Genomic DNA, 25,159 nt, shown 5'->3' on the forward strand with positions numbered 1-25,159 from the left:
CCGGCATGACGACTTCCCAAACGGCGCCCCCCGCGGTCACCCCGCAGCGGCGCCGCCGGTGGCGATATCTGGCCGGGTTCCTGGTCGTGGTGGTTCTGCTCGTGGTCGGCGGCCGCCTGGCCTGGTCCTGGCTCAACCCGTTCGGCGAGCAGACCATCGACCGCAGCCAGCCGGTGCTCCTGCAGTCCATCAAGGACCTGAGCCGGTTCGAGGCGGCGACCGGCAACTTCCAGGTCGTGGTCGACCTGGAGAAGGACGCCCGCTTCCTGCCCGACGCCATCAAGGGCAGCCGGACGCTGTTCGTGGGGGCGGGCAACGTGGACGCCTATGTCGACTTCTCCGGCATGGCGGCCAACGGGGTGACGGTTTCGAAGGACCGCAAGGAGGCCACGATCCGCCTGCCCCGCGCGCAGTTGGAGAAGCCGAACCTCGACAACCGGCGTTCCTACGTCTTCGCGCAGCAGCGCGGGCTGCTGGACCGCGTACAGGGCTTCCTGTCGTCGTCTCCGAACGACCAACGGGAGCTGTACGTCCTGGCCGAGACCAAGATCTCTGAAGCCGCCGCGGCCAGTGACCTGCGGGCCCGCGCCGACACCAACACCAAGGCCATGCTCGAAGGGATGCTCAAGTCGCTCGGGTTCGCCAAGGTGACGGTGAAGTTCGCCGACCAGCCCTAAGTGCCTTAGGTCCTCCGACCGGCGCCCTAGGTATCTCCTCATGTCGGCCTACGACCACAGATAGGGCATCCGCCCGATGTGGCGCCAGGGGCCTTAGGAGCAACCTGGAAAGTGCCAGGGAAGAGGACCGAAAGAAACACGGGAGCATCGGATGAACGCCGAACTCGAATACGTCGTCATGAAGAACCACGCGGACGAGCTGCGCGAGGCCGCGGCCGAGCACCGCCGGGTACGCGAGGCGCTGAAGGGACAGAAGGCCGAGCGTCGTCACCGCTCGGTGTTCGCCAAGTTCCTCTCCTCATGACCACCGCCAAGAAGCCCGGCCGCAACCTCCCTCGCGGCCGGGCCTACCTACCTCCGTAGGCCGAAGGGGTGAGAGCCGAGCTCTCACCCCTTCCGTCTGTGCGGAGGTCTGTCTATGCGAAGACCAGCTCTATGCGGAGACCTGGCCTCTACGCGGGTACGCGGATGATGAGCGCGTCGCCCTGGCCGCCGCCGCCGCACAGCCCGGCCGCGCCCAGGCCGCCGCCCCGGCGCCTGAGCTCGTGGGCCAGCGTGAGCACGATACGGGCGCCCGAGGCGCCGATCGGGTGGCCGAGCGCGATGCCGCCGCCGTTGACGTTGACCCGGTCGAGGGGCACGCCCAGCTCCTTCGCCGACTGGAGCACCACGCTGGCGAACGCCTCGTTGATCTCCACCAGGTCGAGGTCGCCGACGCTCAGGCCCTGCTTGGCCAGGGCCTGCTTGATGGCGTTGGCCGGCTGCGACTGCAGCGAGGTGTCGGGCCCCGCCACGTTGCCGTGCCTGCCGATCTCCGCCAGCCAGGGCAGCCCCAGCTCCTCGGCCTTGGCCTTGGACATCACGACCACGGCGCAGGCGCCGTCGGAGATCTGCGAGGCCGAGCCGGCGGTGATCGTGCCGTCGGCGGCGAACGCCGGCCGCAGCCCGGCCAGCGTGTCCACGGTGGTGTCGCCGCGGATGCCCTCGTCCTCCTTGACGACCACCGGCTCGCCGCGCCGCTGCGGGAGCTCCACGGGCACGATCTCGTCCTCGAAGACGCCGTTCTTGGTGGCCGCGGCGGCCAGCTGGTGCGAGCGGGCCGACACCGCGTCCTGCTCCTCGCGACCGATGCCCAGCCGGGCGTTGTAGCGCTCGGTGGACTCGCCCATCGCGCACTGGTCGAACGCGCAGAACAGCCCGTCGTGCGCCATCGAGTCGAGCACTTCGGCACCGCCGTACTTGACGCCCTTGCGCATGCCCGGCAGCAGATGCGGCGCGTTCGTCATCGACTCCATGCCGCCCGCCACCACGATGTCGAACTCGCCCGCGCGGATGAGCTGGTCGGCCAGGGCGATGGCGTCGAGCCCCGACAGGCAGACCTTGTTGATGGTGATCGACGGGACGGTCATGGGGATGCCCGCCTTGACCGCGGCCTGGCGGGAGGGGATCTGCCCGGCGCCCGCCTGGAGCACCTGGCCCATGATCACATATTCGACGTCTTCCGGCGACACGCCGGCGCGCTCCAGGGCCGCCTTGATGGCGATGCCCCCGAGCTCCACGGCGGGCAGCCCGGACAGGGCGCCCAGCAGTCTGCCGATCGGCGTACGAGCTCCGGCTACGATGACGGACCCAGACATGGCGACGGCCTCCTGTGCACGTGAGGGGTTCTTTGACACCATACCCACGAGTAGGTGCACGCTCGCTATGGAGGCAGGCCACACATGTTCATGCGGATCGACCACATCGGTATCGCCTGTCATGACCTTGAAGCCAAGATCGCGCTATTCTCGGACACGTTCGAGCTGACCGTCGTCGCGCGCGAGGTGAATGAGGAGCAGGGGGTCCGGGAGGCCATGCTCCACATCGCCGACGGCGAGGGCGGGAGCTCCTACATTCAGTTGCTGGAGCCGTTGTCCCCCGACACGCCGGTGGGAAAGTTCCTGGCGAGACGGGGCGAGGGGGTGCATCACGTGGCGTTCGGCGTGCCGGACGTGGCCGAGGCGATGGATCGGTTGGCGGGCAAGGGTGTGCGGCTGCTCGATGAGCGTCCGCGACACGGCTCGATGGGGTCGGAGATCGCGTTTGTGCACCCCAAGGACGTGGGAGGAATGCTCACTGAGCTCGTACAGGCCACCGAGTCCCCAGCAAACCCTAAAACTGCTCGTATGTAACTAGTCACGCAGATAGTCGGACGGGGCTTCTCAGGCGGCACTGGCGGAGTACGCTGGCTTTCCACCGGACAAGGCGCCTGCCGCGAGGCACAGGCTCCTGGCTCGGCTGTCCCGAACCCCCCGTCCGGCCCGTGTAGCCGTCTCGACAACCCAGGATCGAGCCTCCATGCAGTCCGACATCGACGCCCAGCTCAACAATTTCTTCGAGGATGCCCCAGCACGCGAGTTCGACGTCGTGCTGCGTGGTTATGACCGCCACCAGGTCCACGATCATCTGAAGCAGCTCGACGGCGAGCTTCGCCAGTCCCGCGAGCAGGTGACGTCCCTGCAGCGCGATCTATCCGACTCCCAGCGCCAGTTGCAGGAGCAGGAGCGCCCGACCTACTCCGGTCTCGGCGCCCGCATCGAGCAGCTGCTGCGCCTGGCCGAAGAGCAGGCCACCGAGCTCGTCCAGGCCGCGCGGTCCGAGGCCAACGAGATCAAGGCCGCCGCCAAGGTCGAGGCCGCCGACGTGCGCGCCGCCGCCGAGGCCGAGGCCGCCGACAAGCGGGCGCAGGCGACGCGTGAGAGCGACGAGATGCGCACCAGCGCCGAGCGCGACGCGGAGGAGACCCGCTCGACCGCTCGCCGCCTGGCCGACGAGCTGACCAACACCACCGAGCGCGAGGTCGCCAAGCTGCGGGCCACCGCCGACCACGAGGTGGCGGAGAAGCGCGCCGACGCCGAGCGCGAGATCGCCAAGCTGCGCACGACGACCGAGCGCGAAGTGGCGCAGCTGCGGGCCTCGACCAAGCGTGAGCGCGACGAGGTGCTGACCACCGCGAAGCGGCAGGCCGACGAGATGCGGGCGCAGGCGCAGCGGGTGCTGGAGGAGTCCGAGGCCAAGCGGGCGCAGGACGAGGCGGAGTTCGAGATCCAGCTCGCGTCGCGGCGTGAGGAGGCCGAGCGCCAGGAGGCCGAGCGCCACGCCACCGCGCAGGCCAACACGCAGAAGCTGGTCGCCGAGGCCGAGCAGCGCGCGGCCACGGCCGAGTCGAGGGCCACGAAGGCCACCCAGCAGGCCGACCAGACCAGGCGCGAGGCCGACCTGCACGCCAAGCAGCTGGTCGCCAACGCCCGCAAGAGCTCCGAGACGATCGTCGCCGAGGCCAAGTCCAGCGCCGACACCATCGTCACCGAGGCCAAGAACGACGCCGAGCGCACGCGCACCGCGATGCAGCGCCAGGTCGACGAGCTCACCCGCCAGCGCGACAGCATCACCAGCCACCTGGCGCAGCTGCGTCAGCTGCTCGGTGGCGCCGCTCTGCCGGGCATGGAGCCCGAGCCCGCCGTCACGGCGGCTCCGCCGAAGCCGGCGATCGCGGCAGCGGCACCGGCCAGCGAAAAGCCCGCCCAGCCCGCACCGGCCCCCGCCAAGGCGGAGTCCAAGGGCGAGGACGACGCGGAGTGGTGGCAGGAGTAACCGTCACACGACCGACTACACGGGGGTGGGCTGACGGCTGAAGAGAGCCTGGTGACCTTGGGGTCGCTAGGCTCTCTTTGTTATTCCGAACGGCATGTGTCGTGGTTTGTCGCAATTCCCAGGAGACCCCCGTGTCAGCAGAAGCCGAATCCCCTGCCGTGGCGGACGTCGCCAAGCCCCCGTCGTACGCGCTGCCGCTGTCGCGGGGGCCGTTCACGTTCGGGCTGATCGGCGGGCTGGGCGTGCTGACCGCGATCGCGATCGCGCAGATGGTCGTCAGCTCGTTGAGCGTGATCGTCCTGATCGTGGTGGCGATGTTCCTGGCGGTCGGACTGAACCCGGCCGTGGAGGCGTTGCAACGGCGCGGGCTGGCCAGGCGGTGGGCGATCTCGATCGTGTTCGCCGGGGTGATCGTGGCGTTCGCGCTGTTCGGGCTGGCCGTGGTGCCGCCGGTGAGCAAGCAGCTGGCCGAGTTCATCGCGGCCGTGCCCGGCTACGTGACCGAGCTCAGCAACCATCCGACGCTCCGGCAGCTCGACGCGGACTACCAGATCCTGCCGAAGCTGGCCACGTTCGTCACCAGCGAGCTGGGGCCCTCGCTGGCCAGCGGGGTCGTGGGGGCTGGGCTGGTGGTGCTGGACGGGGTGTTCACCACGGTGACGCTGCTGGTGCTCATGCTGTACTTCCTCGGCTCCCTGCACACCATCAAGTCGTACATGCTCAAGCTGGTCCCGGCCTCCCGGCGGGAGCGGACCGGTGAGATCACCGAGCAGATTCTCGACGGCATCGGCGGCTATGTCGCGGGCAACGTCCTCATCTCGGTCATCGCGGGCCTGCTGACCTGGATCTTCCTGTCGATCGTGGGCGTGAAGTACGCGCTGGCGCTGGCGCTGGTGGTCGCGCTCACGGACCTGATCCCGCTCGTCGGCGCCACCATCGGAGCGGTGCTGGTGACGGGGGTCGGGCTGCTCCAGTCGCTGCCCGTGGGGATCGCGTGCGCGGTGTTCTTCGTGATCTACCAGCAGGTCGAGAACTACCTGATCTACCCGCGCGTCATGAAGCGCTCCGTGGACGTGGCGCCGGCGGTCACGGTGATCGCCGCGCTGTTCGGCGGCGCGCTGCTCGGCATCGTGGGCGCGCTGGTGGCCATCCCGGTCGCGGCCGCCATCGCGCTGATCATCCGCGAGTTCGTCCTCCCCCGCCAAGCCCGCGCCTGACCGCCCGTCGGCCCGCTACCTACGGGCCGACGGACGCGGTGCGGGCCGTCAGCGAGGTCGGGTGGCGCCGCCGAGTTCGGTGTCGAGGAACTTCGCCACGGCCGCGTTGAACGCCTCCGGCTGCTCGACCGCCGACAGATGCCCGGCCTTCGGGATGATCTCCAGCCGCCCGTCGGGTACGGCCCGCGCCATCGCCTCCGCGTCGGCCACGGTCGCCAGCTCGTCCTCCTCCCCCACCACGACCAGCAGCGGCACCTTGAGCGCGGCCAGCGTGTCGAAGGAGTCGGGCCGCCCGGCCATGGCCCGCTGCGCCCACGCCACCGCGCCGGGCGGAGCCGACTGCACGAGCCCCTTGACCCGGCCGAACACCATGGCACGGCGCTCCTTGGTGGTGGGCCCGATCAGCGCGGGCAGCACCTCGGACACCAGCACCGCGCTGCCGTCGGCCAGGACCGCCTGGGCGATGCGCTCCCTGTTCGCGCGGGCGGGCTCGGGATCCGGGCTCGCCTTGGTGTCGGCGAGGATCACGCCCAGCACCCGGTCGGGATGGCGACGGCAGAACGCCATCGTCACGTAGCCGCCCATGGACAGGCCACCGATGACCGCGCGGTCGATCCCCTCCGCGTCGAGCAACCTGGCGACGTCGTCGGCCATGACCTCGACCGACGGCTCTTCCTCCCCCAGGCGCGACCCCCCGAAGCCGCGCAGGTCAGGCGTGATCACACGACATGACCTGGCCAATCCTTCGCGCTGTGCCAGCCACATGGCCGACGAGAGCGGAAAGGCGTGAAGCAGTACGACCGGGAGTCCCGTACCGGCTGATCTCGTGTAAAGCTGCACGGACGATACGGTAGACCTCTTCGCCCCGACAATCACTGCACGTCTTATGCCGATATTCGCCGCTGTGCTGACCGCTTTCTGTAACACCAGTCTTTTTTACGGCCGGCAGTGGCCGGCCCCACCCGCCATACGCGGCCAGGCACCGTCCAGGGAAACGCTCCTCCGGTTCCCCGGCTGAGCGCCGTGACGTGCGCGTTCTTGACCATCCCTGCCCTATCCGATGGCCGTGGCGCCCCCATCGATGAACAGCACCTGGCCCGTCATATAGCTAGAAGCCGGACTAGCCAGGAAAACCGCTGGATGGGCCATTTCCTCCACCGTCCCCCAACGGCGCATCGGGACATTGGACACCGTCGCCTCGTTCGCCGCGGCGTCTTCCCACAGGTTCCGGTTCAGGCCCGTGGCCGTCCACCCCGGGCACAGGGCGTTGACCCGTACCCCGGCCCGCGCCCATTCCACGGCCAGGGTCTTGGTCAGCGCCACGACGCCCGCCTTCGCCGCCGCGTAGGAGGAGAGGAACGGCGCGCCCAGCGCCGCCACCGACGCCACGTTGATGACCGTGCCGGTGCCCCGGCCCAGCAGGTGGGGCGCCACCGCGTGACAGACCGCCATGGCCGAGTCGAGGTTGAGCCGGATGATCTTGTCCCAGCCGGACAGGCGCAGATCCTTGAACTCGACCAGGAAATTCGACCCGCCGGCGTTGTTGACGACGATGTCGAGGTGGCCGAGCCCGTCGATCGCCCCCGCCACGGCGCCCACGGCAGCGTCGCGGTCGGTGAGGTCGGCGGGCAGGACGACGGCGCGCCGGCCCAGCGCCTCGACCTCCTTGGCGACCTCGGCCAGAGCGTCGGCCGAGCGGGACACGAGCGCCACGTCGGCCCCCGCCTCGGCGTAGGCCAGCGCGATGGCCCGCCCGATCCCCTTCGACGCCCCGGTGACCAGGGCCTGCTTACCGGTGAGATCGAACGCGCCCATGGGGGTCTCCTCGCCTCGGAACCGAACAAGATTCTAGGGCTCAGGGTCCGCGAACGCCACCGGCGCGGGGCTACGAGAGCCCCGCGCCGGCGGTCCATCATCGGCTGAGCAGAGTGCTGACCCCAGCCGTGCCAACCCAAAAGGTGCTAACCCAAAAGGTGCTAACCCAAGCCACCCAGGATGGTGTCGATCGTGTCGACGACGTTGTCGAGGATCTTCTGACTTCTGGCGCCCAGCTCGGCTATCGCGCCGGACCTCTTGGTCAGCTCGATCTCCTCATTCCGCCAGAGCTGCTTCTCCCCCTGCCCGGAGCCGCCACGCGCCGGGAGGTTCGTCGGCGGCCGGCCTTCGGGGTACATCCTGCCGTTGCCGTAAACGGAGTAGGACTGGGTCGGCTGGGTGGTGCCGTCGTTGCGATAGACCTGGCTCGGCCTTGGCTGTGCCGGCTGCCGGTTCGCCCTGGGCGGCGACTGCCGCTGTACCGCCCGTTGGCTGGTCGGCCGATGCGCCGGACGCTGCCGCGCCTGCTGGATTCCGCGCGGGAGCTTGCCCGCCCGGTGGTTTCGCGCCCTGGCCGCCGCCGCGGCCCGCCTCTTCGCCGCCGCCTCAGCGGCCTCCCTTCTGGCCTGTCGTTTCGCCGCCGCCGCGGCCCGTCGTCTCGCCGCCGCGGCAGCGGCCTTCTTGGCCTTCTCGGCCGCCTTCTTCCTTGCCGCTGCCAGCGCCTTCTTCTTGGCCGCCGCGGCGGCCTTCTTCTTGGCCAGCTCCAGGGCCTTCTTCCTGGCCAGTGCCGCCGCCCGGCGCTTGGCCGCCGCGATGGCCGCGCGTCTGGCCGCCGCCCGTGCCGCCGCGAGTGCCGCCCGCCTGGCCGCCGCCTGGGCCAGCTTCCTGGCGATGATCCGGGCCGCGATCCTGGCCGCGATGCCGACGGCGATCCAGAACAGCTGCCCGTCGGGGTCGCTCATGGTGACGGGGCTGTTGTTGGCGTAGGCGTAGGCGTTGAGCTGCTGCGGGTCCTCCTCATCGATGATGGGGTCGACCGACAGGAAGCGGCCGTTCTTGGCGTCGTACTCACGGGCGCCGAGGTGGACCAGCCCGGTCGTCGGGTCGTTGCCGCCGCCGACGAAGCCGCGCTGGCCGGGCCACCAGGGTGGTGCCGACCCCCGGTCCTCGCCGAACGGCGTCATCCTCCTGATGGCCAGCTCACCGGTCCCGGCGTTGACCGCGGCCTGCCCGGTGCCCTGGTGGTCGTTGGCCAGGAAGTAGACCTGGTTGTCCGGGGTGCGGACCGCGATGGGCTGGTCGTTGATGGTGTAGTAGCGGGTCTGCTCGACCGCGTCCTTGGCGAAGTCGAAGCGCAGCTCCATGTCGTCGACGTACAGGGTGGCGTCGGTCGTGGTCTTGCGGAGCAGCCGCTCGCCGTCCGCGTCGTACACGAACGAGGTCGTCTTGCCCGCCTCCGTCACCGACTCCAGGTTGCCCTCGGCGTCCCAGACCAGGGATTGGTCTGAGTTGCCGACCTTGCGCCTGGTGGTGTTGCCCGCCTCGTCGTAGGCGAACACGTCCGCCCCGACGCTCTGGAGCGCGTGCGGCTGCTTGCCGCCCGCCGCCGGGAAGGTGGAGGTGCGGACGGATTCGGCCGCGCCGCCCCAGGCGTGCTTGGTCTCCTTGGTGCGGTTGCCGGTGGCGTCGTAGGTGTAGCTGGTCGCGTAGGGCGCCACACCGCCGATCTTGTCCGACTGCGGGGTGCCGCTGGCGCAGTCGTCGGTGGCCGTCCACGCCGAGGTCATGCGGCGCAGATGGTCGTACTTGAAGCACTGCGTGTCCTGACCGCCCGCCTTCTCGGCGATCTTGGTGACGTTGCCCACGGCGTCGTAGGTGTAGTTGAGGTCGAGGTCGGTGGCGGCCGCGCTCTCCCTGTCCAGCCGCATCCTGGTCAGCCTGCGGGTGGCCTCGTCGTGGGTGTAGGTGAGCCAGGTCTTCTTCCCGCCGGCGCCCAGCTCGTACTGCAGGGTCTCGCCGAGCTTGGAGTAGCGGGTCGCGGTCACGTACGACGACAGGCCGGTGACCTTGGTCGGCTGGCTGAGCTCGTCGTAGGAGTAGACGACCGACTCCTCCGCCAGGCCGCCCGCCGCGGGGAAGCTGACGGACTGGACCTGGTCGTCGAGCGTGTAGCGGGTGTTGAGCTGGTACGAACCGGCCAGCTTGCCCTCCCGCTCGGGGACGGTGACGGTCTGGCGCAGCGAGCGGTAGCTCGAGTCGATGGCGTTGATCTCCGCCTTGTACGCCTGCCCGCCCGCGTAGCGGATGCTGGCGTTCAGGTGGCCCTTGGCCAGCGCGTCGTACTTCCACTCGGCCAGCAGCGGACCGGTCGCGGAGCCGTCACGCAGCTCCTTCTTGCGGCCCAGCTCGTCGTAGCCGTACCACAGGGTCTTGCCGCGGGCGTCGGTCGTGGTGACCAGCTCGTCGGCGTCGTTGTAGGTCATCGAGGTGACGCCCTTGTCGGGGTCCTCGGTCTTGATCTCCCGTCCGCGCAGGTCGTAGTGGTGGCGCCACACGTTGCCCGCGGGGTCGGTCACGGTGGACAGCTGTCCGGCGGGGTCGTAGGTGTACTTGGTCGACTCGTACTCGCCGGTCGGGGTCGCGCCCTTGTACTGGCGCAGCTCGATGAGGCGGTCGTCGGCGTCGCCGATGCGGGTCGTCGCGGTGCCGCCCGGCGGCGGCGTGACGTGGATCCGGTCGCCCTCCTGCGTGGCGCTGACCCGGTACTTCTCCACGCCCTTCGCCTTGAGGACCTGGGCGTTGACGTCGCCGGCGCCGTCGAAGGACGACACGACCTGGGTGGGCACGTCGGCGTCGGCCACCGCGAGCAGGTCGGTGGACGGTGTTCCGGTGGCGAAGTAGCCGGTGTTGGACTTGGCCGCCTCGCCGAGCGAGTTGTAGACGGTGTCGGTGATCGTGCGCCCGTCACGCAGCGCGGGGTCCTGCGTCTGGTCGTCGCGGGGCGCGGGCTCCTGGGTCTGGCGCTCGCGCATCAGGCCGTCGTACAGCTCGTGGCTGGTGGTGTAGCCGCCGTCCGCGCGCAGCGTCTTCGTGGTGACGACGCTGGGGCCGTCGTTGCGCATCAGGTAGGAGTACTCGGTGTTCGGCGTCTGCCCGGCCGCCTTGCTCCGGTCGGGCTGCCAGACCTTGACCAGGCGGCCGAGCGCGTCGTGCTCCATGTCGACGCGACGGTTGTTCGCGTCGATCTCGGCGACGGGCTCGCCCCAGGCCGGTTCGAGCAGGGTGCGGTCGACGTGGCCGAGCTGGTTGGTCTCCGTGATCTCCGTCGCGGGGGCGCCCGCGGTCGGGGTGTAGGCGGTCACGGACTTGGTGCCGACCGCGTCGGTCTCGCTGGTCTCGCGGCCGTAGGTGTCGTAGGTGTGGGTGCTGTCGGTGGTCGTCGTGCCGTCCCCGGTGGCGAGCTGGACGGCGGTCACGTCGCCCTTGCTCGGCGCCTGGCCGTACGCCTTGCCGTCGTACTGGACCCGCTGGTCGGAGATCACGTCACCGGCGGCCAGCGCGGACACTCCGGTGCCGCAGCCGGCGGCGACCTTCTGGATCCTGCTGGTGTAGTCGAGCATCCAGGCCGTGTCGTTGCGGGCGTAGGTGTAGCGGGTGCACTGGTCGTCGTCGGCGCTGGCCAGGTCCCCCTTCTCCTCCACCTGGGTCAGCAGGCCCTTGGCGTCGTACGCGCGCTCCTCGCCGGTACGCCGCCACTTGCCGCCGCTCAACGCGGTGCGGGTGACCATCGACTTGGGCTCGACCGCGTACGCGGCCTTGGTGACGCCGCCCTGCGTGGACTCGGCGGTCTTGAGCGACCACGGCTCCTCGGCGGTCGCGGTCAGGATGGCCCCGCCGTCGCCGTCGTAGAGGATCTCCTCCCGCTCGAACCCGGACAGCTGGTCGAGGTCGTCCAGCTTGCCGCCCTCGGTGTCCACGACCTGCGCGCTGCGCTTGGAGCCGTCGGCCTGACGGTCGCCGTCCATGCCGCGGAAGTACCTGAACTCCGTGAGCGTGCGCTTGGTGTCCTGGCCGTCGCCCTCGCGCACCCGTACCCGGCCGAACCCGCGCCAGTCCGACCACGTGCGGTGCTCGGGCTTGACCAGGATGTTCTCGGCGTAGCGCCAGGCGCCGCCGTCCAGATACTCGTAGTCGGTGACCACGTTCGGCGAGCCCGCGACCCGGTCGGCCTCCACCGTCTGCGTCACCACGTACTTGTGGAACCAGTCGGTGACCTCGGCCTCGTTCGCCGGGGCCCAGCGCTGCGGGAAGCAGCGCCTGGTGTTCTTGTCGGCGGCCGGCAGGTCGCCCGGCTTGCAGTCGGCCGGGGCGTAGTTGACGCGCAGCTCGCCGCCGCTCTCGTTGTTCACCGCCTGGACGCGCCACTTGACCAGCGGGGCGCGGCCCTCGGTGGCGTCCACCCTGTTGGGCAGCTGGACACCGGTGAAGGTGATCTTGGGCAGGGTGATCGTGCCGCCCACGTGGCCGCTTTGCTGGATCGAGGCCAGCCACAGCGACGGGCTGAGGCCGTCACCGGTAGCGGGGAACTGGTGCGTCAGCGTCCAGGAGTCCACCGGGCAGTACTGCGCGCCCCCGCACTTGGCGGTGTCGGTGTTGACCACCTGGGTGGTGACCTTGGTCAGCCGCTTACGTGTGAAGAACGTCGGCGACAGGCGGTCGACACACTTCACGCCGGAGTCACAGATCTGGTCGAACGGGACGTCCGGCCAGCTGCTCGCGGTCTCCTTCTTGAGCTCGGCGGCGGCGCAGGTGATCGTCCCGCTGGGCAGGCAGCGCTCGGCCACGTCGAAGACCACGCGGGCGGCGGGCGCCTTGGTGAACAGCTCGTTCTGCAGGTAGCCGTAGTCGATGCGGGTGAGGTAACCGCTGCGCGCGTACAGGGTGCCCAGCTCGGGCTTCATGTTGCGGCCGTAGTAGTTGTTCTCCAGGGCGTACCAGTAGGTGGTGGCGTTGCCGTGGGTGTCCACCGCGTAGTCCAGGTTCCACCGGTAGGCCTGCTGGCACCAGGCGTTGGCCGGGGTACTGTTGTAGCAGGGCTCGCCGCTGTTGTTGCCGAACACCGGCACGGTCTGGACCGACTTCGTCTCCGGCTTGCCGGTGGCCCAGCCGGGCAGGCGGTTCAGGCCGAAGGTGAACTGGGTGCCGTCGGCGGTCGTGACGCGCCAGTACTCACCGTTGTTGTCGCCGTTCACGGCTCCGGTGAGGTATTCGATCCGGGTGCCGTCGTCGCGCTTGGGCCGCCACTGCTTGCTGGTGGCGTCCTTGACCAGCTCGACGGCCGAGTTGCCGAGGGAGAGCGTCGCGTTCTCCTGGTCCCAGCACAGGTCGCCGGTCTTCTTGCCGTCGATCATGCAGGACTTGTAACGGCGTTCGACGTAGCCGCTGGGGTTGAGCTCGAAGCCCTCACCGGCCCAGGAGGGCTGGTTGTTGGTGGAGGCGGTACGGCCGTCCACGCTCTGGGAGGAGTAGTCGATCGACAGGTCCGGCTCGTCACCGCCCAGCGCGGGCGGCGCGCGCAGCTCGTAACCCCAGCTGAAGTCGCCGGACTGGGCGCCGACGCTCCACTGTGCCGAAGGGGCGAGCGAGGTGGCCGCGTGGTCGCCCGACGAGCCCGAAGGGGCCGCCGTCAGCGCGTACATCGCCGGCATGTCCACGTCGGCGGTCAGCGTGCCCGCCTTGGTGTCGTTGTCGCCCGGCACCGGCTGCGGCTGCGGGCAGCCGGTCGCGGTGGCGGTCAGTACACACTCGTCCAGCCGTACGAGCCGCAGCCGGGCGCCGTAGTCGCCGCCGGAGGCGTAGCGGAAGCCCGAGTAGTCGATCGCCAGGCGGGTCTTCCCGCTCTTGGCCGCCAGTCCCTGACCTGGCGAGACCCGCAGGGCCAGGCCGAGCAGGCCGGCCCGCTGGCTCTGGGCGGGGTCCAGCAGCTCGACGCGGGCGGGGGTGGGAGAGGCCGCCGCCTTGGCGGTTTTCGTGCCCGTCTTCGGGGCGGCCAGGCGGATCGGGAAGGTGTCGGCGCCGAGCGTTCTGGCCTGCGCGTCGTCGGCCGTGGTCAGCTCGACCGTCCGCGCCTTCGGCCAGGTCGTGCCTGGTGGCGCCTTCCACGCCTGTTTCTGCGCCGGATCGGCCTGCGGCGGCAGCACCGGGACCTTCTTCCCGGTTACCGGCGTCTCTTTCTGCACGTTCGGCGCGGATCGGGTCGCGGCCTGGGCGGGCATCCCCGACACCAGCGTCGAGACCATGACCACGGTCAGTGTGGCCGCCAGTCGGCGGGGCCACGACGACCGTTTCGCGGGTTGCTGTAAACGATTCCAGTAGGCTTCCGGCAGGTCTAACTCGCTCGGTTGATCCATTTCGACCTCTCCCGGTCTATGGGGGTTACTGGTCTATGGGGAGTTACTGGCCTATGGGGGGTTACCGGTCGTTGGGGGTGACCGGTCCTTAGGGACCGGTCATTGGGGGATTACTGGGCGGCTAGTTGGGAGATTTGTTCGGCGTTGAGCACACCGTCATAGGTGCGGACGTCGTCCACGGTCCCCGGCCAGTAGCCGGCGAAGACGCCCGCGGTCTTGGCCCGGCCGAGCTGCAGCGGGCCGGTGGCGTTCCACGCGCTTACGTGGTCGGTGATGGTGCTGGTCGACAGGCGGCCGTTGACGTAGACGCGCAGCTCGCCCTGGAGCGGGTCATAGACCCCGGCCAGATGGGTCCACTCCATCGGCGCGGGTACGGCGTCGGACCGCGTGCGCACCAGCGCGGCGGTGTCGGTGTCGGCGGCGGCCATGCCGAGCACCCACCGCCCCTGCTCCTTGTCGAAGCCGAGCTGGAAACCGCTGGCCCGGGTGCCGGACTGGGACACCGCTGCGGCGTCGCGGGTCGGCAGGTAGTCGAGCTGCGTCCAGAGCGCGACGGTGAACCCGGCCTTGGTGTTGACGGCGGGTGCGCCGGCCTGCGCGTGGCCGTTGACCCCGTCGAGCGCCAGCCCGCCGTCCAGCCAGCCCTCACCCCAGGTCGCGGCACCGGCCAGTGTCGCGGCGGTACCCTTGCCGGAGGAGTCGGCGGCGGTGGTGCCGGACTCCTCGTCCAGCTTCCAGTGCCCGACCAGCGTCGCGGCGCTGTTCACCAGGTCGGCGACCTCGTCGGCGAACATCGCCCGCCCATAGACGCGGACCTCGTCGAGGTCGCCGGGCCAGAATTCGGCCGCCGCCCCGTTGACCGTCCCCCTGCCGATGGCCAGCGCCCCGGTCGCGTCCCACGGCTGGGTGAACGGGACCGTCGACTCCAGCCGTCCGTTGACGTACAGGGACAGCTCTCTGGCCGCCGCGTCGTACACACCGGTGAGGTGGGTCCACTCGCCGAGCCTCGGCCCCGCCGCCGACAGCGCGCGCACGCTCTGCGCCCCGTCGGCGTCCGCGACGGTGCGGCTCAGCGCCCAGCGGTCGTCGGGCTTGGAGTACTGCAGCGCGAAACCACCGGCCCGCGCACCGCCCTGGCTGACCGCGGTCGCGGTGGCGCTCGCGTTGGTCAGCCGGGCCCAGGCGGTGACGGTGAAGTTGCCCTGGGTGGACACGGCGGGGCCGTTGGTCTGCGCCTGGCCGCTCACGCCGTCCAGTCGCAGGCCCAGCCCGGTCCTGCCGGTCGTCCAGGTGGCCTGGCCGGACAGGGTGGCGTGGTGGGCGTTCGTCCGGTCGGCGGCCACGGTGCCCAGACCCTCGTCGAGCGCCCAGTGACCGTCGGGGCCGGTGCCCGCGTTGACGTTGAACAGGTAGGTGCGGATCGGGCCCTGCTGTCCGGCGCGGTCCTTGCTGCGTACCGACAGCACGTTGGGGCCGTCGTGCCGCGGGGTCAGCTGGATCGTCGCCGTGCCGTCCGCCTGACCGGCCGCGACCTCCACCTTCGGCGTGGTGTCGAGCCCGTAGACGTAGGTGGAGACGTCGGAGACGCCGTTGGGGGTGAAGGTGAAGGAGCCGGCCCGGCCGACGCCGTCGTTCCAGCCGCCTTCGGGGTACTGCGACGACGTCACGCCCGGCTCCTTGCCGGGGGCGGAGGCGTCCACCGTGGCCTCGCACCAGGGACCCCAAGCGCTGTTGGCCTTGCCGTCCTCGGCGCGGACCCGCCAGCGGATCACCGAACCGTCGGCATAGGCGCCCGCGGGAACCTGCGCGTAGAAGGCGCTGCCCGTGCTCTGCAGCCCGGTCACGTACTCGCTGACCTTCACACCGGCCTCGGTGTACCACTCGAACCGGCCCTTGACCGAGTTGTCGACGTCACGCAGCTTGGCCCACAGCTTCGGGGTCGTGCCGCCGATGACCGGCCGCGCGTCACCGGAGACGCAGGCGCCTCCCGGGTCCGACCACAGGTCGGCCGCGACGGGCGCGGACGGCAGCGAGTTGTACTCGATCACCAGGCTGGGGTTGTTCTTGAACTTCTTCCAGCCGTAGTTGTCGCCCTCGTCCGTCGCCCTGAGCCCGATGGTGATGTTGGGCCAGCTCTTGGCGGCGGCGTCCACGACCTGGCTGGTGACATTGAACTCCACGCCGCCGGGCAGGCAGGCCGTTCCCCAGCCCTTCGCCACGTTCTGGGTGTCGAGGAGCTTGACCCAGGTCGGCTGCTTGCTCCAGGTGGTGGTCTTGCTGATCGGGTTGGTGGACCAGGCTTCGACCGGCCGCTTGGTGCACGAGTAGGACCACGTCTCGTACGTCCGCAGCGTCCCCTTGATGATCTGCTTGCCGTGGATGGTCGAGCCGGTGTTCATCTGGAAGAACGACCTGTTGGTCTGCCCAGGGACGTGTCCCGCCCTGGCGACGTCGTTGGCGTTCAGGAAGTTGGAGGTGGGGTTGTTGCTCCAGACGGAGGTCCACGCGCCCCGGGCCGCCGAGAAGAACGGGTCGAGGTAGACGGGATAGCGGGTCGCCGGATCCTCGATCATGCCGCGGTGCGGCTTGAGCAGCAGCTTCTTGCCCACGAGCCGCAGGCCCATCACCTCGTGCCGCGCGTCGGCGGGAGAGCCTTCCCCTGCGGCCAGGGTGCGCGCAACCGAGGATCCGGAGGAGTCCCACATCATCGGCGGCGAGGCCGTGAAGATCGTGCCGCCGTTCGCGTCGTTGGCTTCGAGGTTGCCGCCCTCGGTGGACTTCATCGACAGGCCGGTGGTCGAGATCGGGAAGCTCAGCTCGGTCAGGGCCTTGTTCTCGGCCGCCGCCCGCGACTTGACCACCAGGAGATGCGAGAAGCCGTCGACGTCCGCCTTCACCTGGAGGTCCACGCCCGGCAGCACTTCGGCGTAGGTCGCCGTGTCACCGCTCAGCGTCGGCTTGGGCAACTGCCCCGGCCAGCCGAGTTCCATCGCCTTGGCGCCGCGGGCCATCCGGGCGAGCGGCGCGCCACCCCCGCCGGAGAAGCGGAGATCCACCGATGTGGCGACCGGGGCGATCGTCCCGTCCGGCTGAAACCGGAGCGCCGGGTCCGCGGCCACCCAGCCGCCCGCCTTGCGGACGCGTACCGGCCGCGCGTACTGCTCCAGGAGGAGGGTGCCGCCCGGCTGGGCGAAGACCTGGCGCGTCTCGGTGCGCATCGCCTCGACCTCGACCGGCCGGCCGTCCCGGCGGGCCAGGGCGAGAGCGGATTTCTCCGCCGGGGTCCCCGTGTTCGTGCTCTGTTCTCGGAGAACGGTGTCCGTGCTCTTCTGTCGCGCGCCGGCGACTGCTTCCAGATGATCAAGGGGCCCTGCCGCTACCGCCCCTGCCAACATCACCACGACCAGCCCACGAACTACGCGCATGCACCCTCGCCGCTGCCGAGCAAGAGACGCCACGCAGGTCAGGCCCGCCCGGCGTCTCCTCGATCTTCAATTGACGATCGGATTGTCACCCGGCACAGAGGATTCGTCTAGATCTTTCGGCGGATTTCATCAAGAACTGCACGATGTCCGAAAATAATCGCCAACCTCAGGCGTCGACGGGCAGCGGAGCCGCGGCCGGGTTCACCCGGCTGACGATCTGATCCAGCACGATGCGTACGTACGGCTCGCCCACCCACAGGTGCTTGGCCCCGTCGACCCCGATGACCTCGGCCTGCGGCACCCGCGCGAACCGCCGCCTGGCCTCCTCGGGCCGCAGGTAGTCGTCGAACTCCGGCACCAGCGCCACCAACGGCCGGCCGAATCCGGCCCACGCGTCGAGGTCCTCGTCCGTGGCCCGGTGCAGCGGCGGCGAGAGCAGGATGGCGCCCTCCACGAGCGGGTCGCGGGCCCATTTCAGCGTCAGCTCGGTGCCGAACGACCAGCCGACCGCCCACACGTGCGGCAGGTCGTGGTATTCGGCGTACTCCAGCGCCGCCGCCACGTCGAACCGCTCCCCCTCCCCTCCGTCGAAGGTGCCGGAGGAGGTGCCGCGCTCGGAGGAGGTGCCGCGCGTGTTGAAGCGGAGCACGGCCAGGTCGGCCAGGGCGGGCAGGCGGTTGGCCGCCTTCTTGAAGACGTGGCTGTCCATGAACCCACCGTGGGTGGGCAGCGGGTGGAAGGTGACCAGTGTCGCCACGGGTGGCCGGTCGAGGGGCAGGGCCAGCTCCCCGACCAGGGTCTGGCCGTCGGCCGTGTGCAACTCGATCGGCTCTCGCCGGGCGGGCAGCACCGTCGCCGCGCGAATCTCCAAGGTCGGTCCCTTCAGTGTGATCTTGCCCCCTGGGGGCGGGGGCTGGGGGCGGGGGCTGGGCCGCTCAGTAGCGGCTGCGGCCGGGGCCGCGATCCAGTCGCTTTCGCCAGCATGCCGGATGCCAGTGGCGGCGCTCGTCGTCGCCCCCGCTCCAGCTCGGCCAGGCCACCAGGTGCGGCTGGCCGCCGCGAATCTCCTGGTCGCAGCCGGGGCAACGGTAGTCCTTGGTCGAGGAGGAGCCGGTGAGCATGCGGACTTTCCAGTCGCCGTCCGGCCATTCCTCCACCCGCTCCATGCCTCCGGGCAGGCCGAGCGGGCGCGACGACTCCCTGCGGCGGGCGCGGCGCGGGCTCATGGCTCCACCCGTACGAATGGGTCCGCCCGTACGAATGGGTCCGCCCGTACGGACATTTCGCCGGCCCCCGCGCCCCTTGGGCCGGGGGCGACCACTCCCACCATCGCGAACGCCATGCGTCCAGTTTTCCAGAGCCGGTAGGGTTGGCCGTCATGCGGCTGGTCATCGCGCGATGCAGCGTGGATTACATCGGACGGCTCACGGCTCACCTGCCGATGGCGCCGAGGCTCATTCTCATCAAGGCGGACGGCAGCGTGTCCATCCACGCCGACGACCGGGCTTTCAAGCCGCTCAACTGGATGAACCCACCGTGCAAGCTCAAGGAGGACGGCCAGACCTGGACCGTCACCCACGGCAAGTCCGGCGAGAAGCTGGTCCTGACGATGGACGAGGTCCTCCACGACTCCAGCCACGAGCTCGGCGTCGACCCCGGCCTGATCAAGGACGGTGTCGAGGCGCACCTCCAGGAGTTGCTCGCCGAGCACATCACGACCCTGGGCCCCGGCTACACGCTGGTCCGCCGCGAGTACATGACGGCGATCGGCCCGGTCGACATCCTGTGCCGCGACGCGGTCGGCGCGACGGTGGCGGTCGAGATCAAGCGCCGCGGCGAGATCGACGGCGTCGAGCAGCTGACCCGCTATCTGGAGCTGCTCAACCGCGACCCGCTGCTGACCCCGGTCCGCGGTGTCTTCGCCGCCCAGGAGATCAAGCCTCAGGCCCGTGTGCTGGCCACCGACCGGGGCATTCACTGCGTCACGCTCGACTACGACGCGCTGCGCGGGATCGAACCGGAGAACCCCACGCTCTTCTGATCCCACCGACGTTCCTGTGTTGACATGTCATGACTAGACATTCTAGTTTTGACCTATCAAGATTGGAGCGTGATATGACGACGCCCTTCTACCTGAGCGGCAACCTCGCCCCCGTCTCCGACGAGACCGAAGCCCACGACCTCCCCGTCTCCGGCGCCCTGCCCACCGAGTTGACCGGGCGATATTTCCGTAACGGACCCAATCCAAAGCCGGGCGACGATCCCGGTCACTGGTTCGGCGGAGCGGGGATGCTGCACGGCGTACGGATCGACCGAGGCCGGGCGGAGTGGTACCGAAACCGGTGGGTCCGCACCAAGAGGTTCACCGACGACGCGCCCTTCATCGGCGAGCGCGGCATCGACCTGGCCGCCGTCACGGCCAACACCTCCGTGATCCGGCACGCCGACCGGATCTTCGCCCTCGTCGAGAACGGCCTGCCGTACGAGATGACGCCGGAGCTGGCCACAGTCGGCCCGTGCGACTTCGGCGGACGGCTGACCACGGCCATGACCGCGCACCCCAAGGAGGACCCGGTCACCGGCGAGCTGCACTTCTTCGGCTACGGCTACGCCCCGCCGTACGTCACCTACCACCGCCTGTCGGCGGGCGGCGAGCTGGTGGAGAGCCGGGAGATCGAGGTGCCGAAGTCGACGATGATGCACGACTTCGCCGTCACCGAGCACTACCTGGTCTGGCTCGACCTGCCCTTCGTGTTCGAGGCCGGACGCGCGGGCGGCATGCCCTACGCCTGGGAGGACGGATACGGCGCGCGGATCGGCGTGACGCCCAGGCAGGGCGGCCCGACCCAGTGGTTCGAGGTCGACCCGTGCTACGTCTTCCACGTCGGCAACGCGTGGGAGGACGCGGACGGCCGGATCGTGCTCAACGCCGCCCGCTACTCGCGGGAGTCCTTCACCCCGCTCTGGGCGCGCATCGGCAACACCGGCGACCCGGCCAGACACGCGGCCACGATCGGCGGCGCGACACTGCACCGGTGGACGCTCGACCCGGCGTCCGGCCTGGTCAAGGAGGAGGTGCTCGACGACCGGGGCATCGAGTTCCCCACGTTCGCCGACGACATGCTGGGCCGCCCCAGCCGCTACCTGTACACGGTGGGCGAGAACTCGAACTCCATCGTCAAGTACGACCACCAGACCGACACCGCTCAGGTCAGGGTGACCGGCGACGACACGGGTGAGGCGGTGTTCGTGGCGGCCGAGGGGGCACGGGCCGAGGACGAGGGCTGGCTGCTGTCGGTGGTCACCACGGGCGGCAGCTCCGAGCTGCTGGTGCTCGACGCGAGCGACCTGTCGGACGTGGCATCGATCCGGCTGCCCCAGCGCGTCCCGGCCGGCTTCCACGGGACGTGGCTGGCGGAGGGCTGAGCCATGGACCTCGCACTCGTCGCGGACCCGGACGTCGCCGAGCTGGCCGGCGAGGTGCTGGCCAGGGCGTTCCGCGATGACCCGGTGGTCAGGTGGCTGCTGCCCGACGATCCGGGCACGGCGCTGATGTTCACCACGCTCGCCCGCCACACCCACGCGATAGCCGAGGCCGCCTACGACGCCGAGGGCGCGATGGTGGGGGCCGCGCTCTGGGATTCGCCGGGTCACCAGCCTGACGACGCCGGGCTCCCCGGCTTCGTCGAGGCCATGGGCGAGCGGGTCTCCTACGGCATGGTGCTGGACGAGACGTTCGCCGCGTACCGGCCCGCCGAGCCGCACTGGTACCTGGCGCAGATCGGCACGCTGCCCGAAGTGCGGGGCGGCGGCGTGGGCGGGGCGCTGCTGCGCTCCGGCCTGGCCCGGTGCGCCGGGCTGCCCGTCTACTTGGAGAGCAGCAAGGAGTCCAACGTGCCGCTCTACGAGAAGTACGGATTCCACGTCACCGAAAAGTTCCGGCTCCCCGACGGGCCGCCCGTGTGGGGCATGTGGCGGGCGGCGTCCTGAGCTGGTAAGTGACGGCTTACCGGTCTATGGTGACGCCATGACCACGCTGACGTTCGACTCACTGAACCCGGCTACCGGCGAGGTCGTCGGAAGTCACCCCAAGCAGTCCGCCGACGGCGTACGCGCCGCCGTCGGCCGGGCCGAGCAGGCCGCGACCTGGTGGGCCGGGCTGGCCCCCGCCGAGCGCAGGCGCCGCCTGCTCGACTACAAGGCCGTGCTCACCCAGCACCTCAAGGAGCTGGCCGGGCTCGTGCACGAGGAGACGGGCAAGCCGGTCGGCGACGCCACGCTGGAGATCGTGCTGGCGATCACGCACCTCGACTGGGCGGCCCGCAACGCGGCCAAGGTCCTGGGGCGGCGCCGCGTCTCGACCGGGATGATCGGCCTCAACCTGGCCGCCACGCTCGAATACCTGCCGCTGGGCGTGGTCGGCGTGATCGGGCCGTGGAACTACCCGGTCTTCACGCCGATGGGCTCGATCGCGTACGCGCTCGCGGCCGGCAACGCGGTCGTCTTCAAGCCCAGCGAGCTCACTCCCGGCGTCGGCGTACGTCTGGCGGAGCTGTTCGCCGAGTCGGTGCCGGAGCAGCCAGTGTTCCAGACCGTGACCGGGCTCGGGGAGACGGGCGCGCTGCTGGCGAAGGACCCGCGGGTCAAGAAGGTGGCGTTCACCGGCTCGACCGCCACGGCCAAGCGGGTCATGGCTGCCTGCGCCGAGAACCTGACGCCGATCGTGGCCGAGTGCGGCGGCAAGGACGCGTTCATCGTCGACGCCGACGCCGACCTGAAGGCCGCCGCCGACGCCTGCCTGTGGGGGGCGATGTCCAACGCCGGGCAGACGTGCGTGGGTGTCGAGCGGGTGTACGTCGTGGACGCGGTCTATGAAACTTTCATGCGCGAGCTGTCGGAGCGGGTCGCCACGGTCAAAGCCGGCGAGGACTACGGCCCGATCACCATGCCGAGCCAGCTGGACATCATCCGGCGCCACATCGACGACGCCACCAAGTCCGGAAAAGTCGTGACAGGTGGCCCCGACTCGGTGCGCGCGCCGTACGTCGACCCCGTGATCGTCGAGGACGTGCCGGAGGACTCCCCCGCGGTGCGCGAGGAGACGTTCGGCCCGACGATCACCGTGCGGCGCACCCGCGACGCGCGGGAGGCGCTGGAGTTGGCCAACGCCTCCGCATATGGGCTGGCCGGCACGGTCTTCTCCCGGAACGCGCGCCGGGCGACGGAGCTGGCCCGGCTGATGCGTACCGGGATGACGGCCGTCAACTCGGTCATCTCGTTCGCCGGAGTGCCCGCGCTGCCGTTCGGCGGAATCGGCGATTCGGGCTTCGGACGCATCCACGGGGCCGACGGGTTGCGGGAGTTCGCCAGGCCCAAAGCGATCAGCCGTCAACGCTTCGCGATGCCCGGCATGAACCTGACTTCGTTCAGCAGAGCCCCCGCTGAGCTTGAGCGGCTGATCAGGCTTGTCACGTTCTTGCACGGCCGACGTAAGAGATAAAGTATATGCTCTTTCCCAAAACGGATCATCCGTCCATAATTGTGTGCTCTGGGGGCCACGATCATGTTGGACGGGTGGAATGTGAACCGGTCTTACCGGGGAATGTCGGCTGAGCAAAGGCTGGCGGACAGACGCGAGCGGCTGATGACAGCCGCCTACACGCTATACGCGAAGCCAGGTTTCGTGGCTACGACCATCGAAAGGCTGTGCTCGGAGGCCCGGATCTCGAACCGCGCCTTCTACGAATGTTTCGGCGGCCGTGAGGAACTTCTTCAGGCGCTGCACGAGCGATGCGCGGAGGAAACCCTCGCCGTCGTGGCCAAGGCGTTACAAGAGGCGCCTGCGACCCTGGACGACAGGATGCAGGCGGGGATTCGCGCGTATATCGAGTTCTCCACGGCCGACTGGCGTCGCGCCCGCATCATGCACCTTGAGGTACGCAGGTCGGGCGACATTCTGACCGCTTCCCGGCAGCGGGCCGTCGACTCCTTCGCCCGTCTAGTCGAGGAGGCGTCGGCGGAATTCCCCCTGGCCGCCGAACCGAATCGACGCCTGGTGGCGCTCGGGGTTATTGGAGCGCTACAAGAGCTGCTCATCGAATGGCTGCTGTCAGAGGAGCCGCCGTCCATCGACGAACTGGTCGGTGTGGCCGTACACATCTTCGGCAGATCCCTCGGTTCGCCGTGAGGCGCTGATTACGGTTCGTGTTTATCTGGCTATCTGGTAAGGAGATAATCACCAAGCTAAAGGGTGATATCTGAGTTCCAGAAACTACTACCGCGTGTGGGAGTATGGCCGAGGAAAAGGGGGCGAGCAGCGGCTGATCGCTGCTCGCCCCTATATATCGCGACATCCCGGCGCACTCCCAAGCACCCACCGGGCGCCGCTTCAGGCCACCGCGGCCGCCTGAACCTCTACCCGCAGGACCCGATTCAGCCGGGTCACCGCCAGGACCCGCATGATCCGCGGTGGCACCCCCCGAAGAACGAGGTGGCGTTGCACGCTGAGCGCGCGCCGATGCGTGCCCACGAGCACTCCGAGACCGGTGGCGTCGATCATCTCCAGTTTGGAGAGGTCGAGGATCAGGTCGCCCTCGCCGGAGTCGACCGCGTCGTGCAGACGTTCCCGCACCCCCGCCGACGTGCCCGCGTCGAGCCGCGCTCCGATCCGCACCACCTGGGCCTTGGGATTGCCCCGGACGCGCATGCCACCTCCTCAGTCACGCCGCACACTTGACGCGGCGTCTTCATACCCTTCCGCAGGGCGTCCGCCGAGGTGAACCCGGCACCGTCCCCCTACCCACGCAGCGGAAGTGACACAACCGCCCGCAGAAGGAACTCCCCATCGCCTGTGGGACGGGCCGTCACCTTGCCGCCGATGTCCGCCAGCCGCTCCCCCATGCCCGTCAGACCGCTGCCCAGGTCGGACACCTGATGGCGGACCACTCCGTCGTTGCGCACGCTCAGCTCCGCCTCCTCCTCGGTGAAGCGGAGGGTGATCTCGCAGAACGAGGCCGTGCTGTGCTTGAGCACGTTCGTCGCCGCCTCGCGGACCGCGTAGGCGAACACGGGCGCCACGCCGCCGGGCGGCTCACGGTAGGGCAATCGCAGCTCGCAGCGGACTCCGGCCGCTTCGAGTACGCCTTTCACGCTATTCAGCTCAGCGCTCAGGTCAAGTTCGCGATAGCCGCGCACCGCCTGGCGCAGCTCCCGCAGCGCCGTCCTGGTCAGTGTGTTCACCGCCACCATCTCCGCCTTCGCGGCGACGGTGTCGGCGGCCGACAACCGTACGGCCAGCTCGGTCTTGACCGCGATGGCCGAGAGTTGGTGCCCCACGAGATCGTGCAGGTCCCTGGCGAAGCGCAGCCGCTCCTCCGCGACCGCCAGCCGGGTGTGCGCCTCCCTGCCCTCGTGGGCCTGTACGGCGAGCGTGTAGATCCACAGCCAGAACCGGTTGGACGGCGGCATCAGGGCGCACATGAGCGCGTAGATGAGTCCAAGGAAGAAGACCGCCCCGTCTTCGTACGGAACGACGATCGACAGCAGGGGCTGTCCCATGAGGAGGGCGATGGTGCCCAGCCCGGTGCCGACCACGGCCGTACCCGCCGCCAGGCCCACGGCCACCCACGTGCGGACGCCGATCACCGCCACGGACACCCAGATCAGCAGCCCGACGCCCCATCCGAACGGATCGGCGCCCCCCAGAGCCGCGGCCAGGACAGCGAGAGCGCCGGCCGCCGCCACCTCTCTCGTGGGGTAGCGGAGCTCCAGGACGGCGCGGGTGATGCGCAGGAAGAGCCAGGTGAAGACCATCAAAGCGATCACCGCGGGCACGATGCGCAGCCAGGAGACCGTAGCGGTGGCGAGGCCGCCGAAGGTCGCCAGGGCGATGCAGAACCACATCATCACGAGCGTGAAATTCAGCACGCCCAGGGAGATGCGCCGCGCCCGCCTGATCGCATCCATCTATTTCGCGCCTATCT

At 69.7% G+C, this 25,159-nt stretch carries 19 protein-coding genes; 10 read left to right on the plus strand and 9 right to left on the minus strand.

All coding sequences use genetic code 11. The features are described from left to right. Positions 1 to 5 precede the first annotated feature (5 nt). Entirely contained in the window at positions 6 to 677 is a 672-nt protein-coding gene (locus tag ACQP2T_RS48620; protein ID WP_433511600.1) for a DUF4230 domain-containing protein, read from the plus strand. A 151-nt stretch (positions 678 to 828) separates the two neighbouring features. Beyond that, complete coding sequence (locus ACQP2T_RS48625; RefSeq protein WP_357646632.1) at positions 829 to 981, plus strand: hypothetical protein; 153 nt, start codon at positions 829 to 831, stop codon at positions 979 to 981. 148 nt (positions 982 to 1,129) lie between these two features. Here ACQP2T_RS48625 and ACQP2T_RS48630 read toward each other — a convergent pair whose 3' ends face one another. Continuing rightward, positions 1,130 to 2,314: an acetyl-CoA C-acetyltransferase gene (locus ACQP2T_RS48630; RefSeq protein ID WP_433511601.1), complete on the minus strand. Its 1,185-nt coding sequence runs from the start codon at positions 2,312 to 2,314 to the stop codon at positions 1,130 to 1,132. Positions 2,315 to 2,398: 84 nt separating this feature from the next. On the opposite strand from ACQP2T_RS48630, the gene mce reads away from it, so the two are divergent. From mce to ACQP2T_RS48645, 3 genes are all read left to right on the plus strand, one after another. Continuing rightward, entirely contained in the window at positions 2,399 to 2,848 is a 450-nt protein-coding gene (gene mce / locus ACQP2T_RS48635; RefSeq protein WP_433511602.1) for a methylmalonyl-CoA epimerase, read from the plus strand. A gap of 166 nt (positions 2,849 to 3,014) precedes the next feature. Next, a complete protein-coding gene (locus ACQP2T_RS48640) occupies positions 3,015 to 4,310 on the plus strand; it encodes a DivIVA domain-containing protein (RefSeq protein WP_433511603.1) in 1,296 nt (431 codons plus the stop codon). A 131-nt stretch (positions 4,311 to 4,441) separates the two neighbouring features. After that, positions 4,442 to 5,527 (plus strand): AI-2E family transporter, encoded by a 1,086-nt coding sequence (locus ACQP2T_RS48645; protein WP_433511604.1) that lies wholly within the window; start codon positions 4,442 to 4,444, stop codon positions 5,525 to 5,527. A gap of 48 nt (positions 5,528 to 5,575) precedes the next feature. Here the strand turns inward: ACQP2T_RS48645 and ACQP2T_RS48650 are convergent, their stop codons facing one another. From ACQP2T_RS48650 to ACQP2T_RS48675, 6 genes are all read right to left on the minus strand, one after another. After that, positions 5,576 to 6,292 (minus strand): alpha/beta fold hydrolase, encoded by a 717-nt coding sequence (locus ACQP2T_RS48650; RefSeq protein ID WP_433519932.1) that lies wholly within the window; start codon positions 6,290 to 6,292, stop codon positions 5,576 to 5,578. A gap of 288 nt (positions 6,293 to 6,580) precedes the next feature. Further along, entirely contained in the window at positions 6,581 to 7,342 is a 762-nt protein-coding gene (locus ACQP2T_RS48655) for an SDR family NAD(P)-dependent oxidoreductase (protein ID WP_433511605.1), read from the minus strand. A 161-nt stretch (positions 7,343 to 7,503) separates the two neighbouring features. Continuing rightward, complete coding sequence (locus ACQP2T_RS48660) at positions 7,504 to 13,641, minus strand: RHS repeat domain-containing protein (RefSeq protein WP_433511606.1); 6,138 nt, start codon at positions 13,639 to 13,641, stop codon at positions 7,504 to 7,506. Between the two features lie 221 nt (positions 13,642 to 13,862). Continuing rightward, positions 13,863 to 17,177, minus strand: coding sequence for a LamG-like jellyroll fold domain-containing protein (locus ACQP2T_RS48665; protein WP_433511607.1), 3,315 nt, complete (start codon positions 17,175 to 17,177; stop codon positions 13,863 to 13,865). 166 nt (positions 17,178 to 17,343) lie between these two features. Continuing rightward, positions 17,344 to 18,048, minus strand: a complete 705-nt coding sequence (locus ACQP2T_RS48670) for an alpha/beta hydrolase (RefSeq protein ID WP_433511608.1) — start codon at positions 18,046 to 18,048, stop codon at positions 17,344 to 17,346. 64 nt (positions 18,049 to 18,112) lie between these two features. Further along, positions 18,113 to 18,403: an ATP/GTP-binding protein gene (locus tag ACQP2T_RS48675; protein ID WP_225290383.1), complete on the minus strand. Its 291-nt coding sequence runs from the start codon at positions 18,401 to 18,403 to the stop codon at positions 18,113 to 18,115. 152 nt (positions 18,404 to 18,555) lie between these two features. On the opposite strand from ACQP2T_RS48675, the gene nucS reads away from it, so the two are divergent. The 5 genes from nucS to ACQP2T_RS48700 all read left to right on the plus strand — a co-directional run bounded on the left by nucS (position 18,556) and on the right by ACQP2T_RS48700 (position 23,364). Beyond that, positions 18,556 to 19,218 carry an endonuclease NucS gene (nucS, locus tag ACQP2T_RS48680; protein WP_357942695.1) on the plus strand — a complete coding sequence of 221 codons (663 nt, stop codon included), beginning with the start codon at positions 18,556 to 18,558 and terminating at the stop codon, positions 19,216 to 19,218. Between the two features lie 74 nt (positions 19,219 to 19,292). Beyond that, positions 19,293 to 20,603 carry a carotenoid oxygenase family protein gene (locus tag ACQP2T_RS48685; protein ID WP_433511609.1) on the plus strand — a complete coding sequence of 437 codons (1,311 nt, stop codon included), beginning with the start codon at positions 19,293 to 19,295 and terminating at the stop codon, positions 20,601 to 20,603. A 3-nt stretch (positions 20,604 to 20,606) separates the two neighbouring features. Beyond that, positions 20,607 to 21,167 (plus strand): GNAT family N-acetyltransferase, encoded by a 561-nt coding sequence (locus ACQP2T_RS48690; RefSeq protein ID WP_433511610.1) that lies wholly within the window; start codon positions 20,607 to 20,609, stop codon positions 21,165 to 21,167. Between the two features lie 37 nt (positions 21,168 to 21,204). Further along, entirely contained in the window at positions 21,205 to 22,677 is a 1,473-nt protein-coding gene (locus tag ACQP2T_RS48695; RefSeq protein ID WP_433511611.1) for an aldehyde dehydrogenase family protein, read from the plus strand. Between the two features lie 183 nt (positions 22,678 to 22,860). Further along, positions 22,861 to 23,364 (plus strand): TetR/AcrR family transcriptional regulator, encoded by a 504-nt coding sequence (locus ACQP2T_RS48700; protein ID WP_433511612.1) that lies wholly within the window; start codon positions 22,861 to 22,863, stop codon positions 23,362 to 23,364. Positions 23,365 to 23,565: 201 nt separating this feature from the next. On the opposite strand, the gene ACQP2T_RS48705 is transcribed toward ACQP2T_RS48700, so the two are convergent. Beyond that, on the minus strand, positions 23,566 to 23,883 hold the full coding sequence (locus tag ACQP2T_RS48705; RefSeq protein ID WP_363998892.1) for an STAS domain-containing protein: 318 nt from the start codon (positions 23,881 to 23,883) through the stop codon (positions 23,566 to 23,568). 89 nt (positions 23,884 to 23,972) lie between these two features. Beyond that, the gene (locus tag ACQP2T_RS48710; protein ID WP_433511613.1) at positions 23,973 to 25,142 is read right to left on the minus strand and encodes a sensor histidine kinase; all 1,170 of its coding nucleotides are present in this window, start codon (positions 25,140 to 25,142) and stop codon (positions 23,973 to 23,975) included. Positions 25,143 to 25,159 lie beyond the last annotated feature (17 nt).

It is taken from the genome of Nonomuraea sp. CA-143628 (genome assembly GCF_050942315.1).
GTDB lineage: Bacteria > Actinomycetota > Actinomycetes > Streptosporangiales > Streptosporangiaceae > Nonomuraea.

What these genes read in the sequence shown, in the direction of transcription:
- ACQP2T_RS48695 (WP_433511611.1), top strand. Translation starts at nt 21,205, where the DNA reads ATGACCACGCTGACGTTCGACTCACTGAACCCGGCTACCGGCGAGGTC.
- ACQP2T_RS48710 (WP_433511613.1), bottom strand. Translation starts at nt 25,142, where the DNA reads ATGGATGCGATCAGGCGGGCGCGGCGCATCTCCCTGGGCGTGCTGAAT.
- ACQP2T_RS48675 (WP_225290383.1), bottom strand. Translation starts at nt 18,403, where the DNA reads ATGAGCCCGCGCCGCGCCCGCCGCAGGGAGTCGTCGCGCCCGCTCGGC.
- ACQP2T_RS48630 (WP_433511601.1), bottom strand. Translation starts at nt 2,314, where the DNA reads ATGTCTGGGTCCGTCATCGTAGCCGGAGCTCGTACGCCGATCGGCAGA.
- ACQP2T_RS48690 (WP_433511610.1), top strand. Translation starts at nt 20,607, where the DNA reads ATGGACCTCGCACTCGTCGCGGACCCGGACGTCGCCGAGCTGGCCGGC.
- ACQP2T_RS48705 (WP_363998892.1), bottom strand. Translation starts at nt 23,883, where the DNA reads ATGCGCGTCCGGGGCAATCCCAAGGCCCAGGTGGTGCGGATCGGAGCG.
- ACQP2T_RS48620 (WP_433511600.1), top strand. Translation starts at nt 6, where the DNA reads ATGACGACTTCCCAAACGGCGCCCCCCGCGGTCACCCCGCAGCGGCGC.
- ACQP2T_RS48660 (WP_433511606.1), bottom strand. Translation starts at nt 13,641, where the DNA reads ATGGTCTCGACGCTGGTGTCGGGGATGCCCGCCCAGGCCGCGACCCGA.
- ACQP2T_RS48625 (WP_357646632.1), top strand. Translation starts at nt 829, where the DNA reads ATGAACGCCGAACTCGAATACGTCGTCATGAAGAACCACGCGGACGAG.
- mce (WP_433511602.1), top strand. Translation starts at nt 2,399, where the DNA reads ATGTTCATGCGGATCGACCACATCGGTATCGCCTGTCATGACCTTGAA.
- ACQP2T_RS48685 (WP_433511609.1), top strand. Translation starts at nt 19,293, where the DNA reads ATGACGACGCCCTTCTACCTGAGCGGCAACCTCGCCCCCGTCTCCGAC.
- ACQP2T_RS48650 (WP_433519932.1), bottom strand. Translation starts at nt 6,292, where the DNA reads ATGTGGCTGGCACAGCGCGAAGGATTGGCCAGGTCATGTCGTGTGATC.
- ACQP2T_RS48640 (WP_433511603.1), top strand. Translation starts at nt 3,015, where the DNA reads ATGCAGTCCGACATCGACGCCCAGCTCAACAATTTCTTCGAGGATGCC.
- ACQP2T_RS48655 (WP_433511605.1), bottom strand. Translation starts at nt 7,342, where the DNA reads ATGGGCGCGTTCGATCTCACCGGTAAGCAGGCCCTGGTCACCGGGGCG.
- ACQP2T_RS48665 (WP_433511607.1), bottom strand. Translation starts at nt 17,177, where the DNA reads ATGCGCGTAGTTCGTGGGCTGGTCGTGGTGATGTTGGCAGGGGCGGTA.
- nucS (WP_357942695.1), top strand. Translation starts at nt 18,556, where the DNA reads ATGCGGCTGGTCATCGCGCGATGCAGCGTGGATTACATCGGACGGCTC.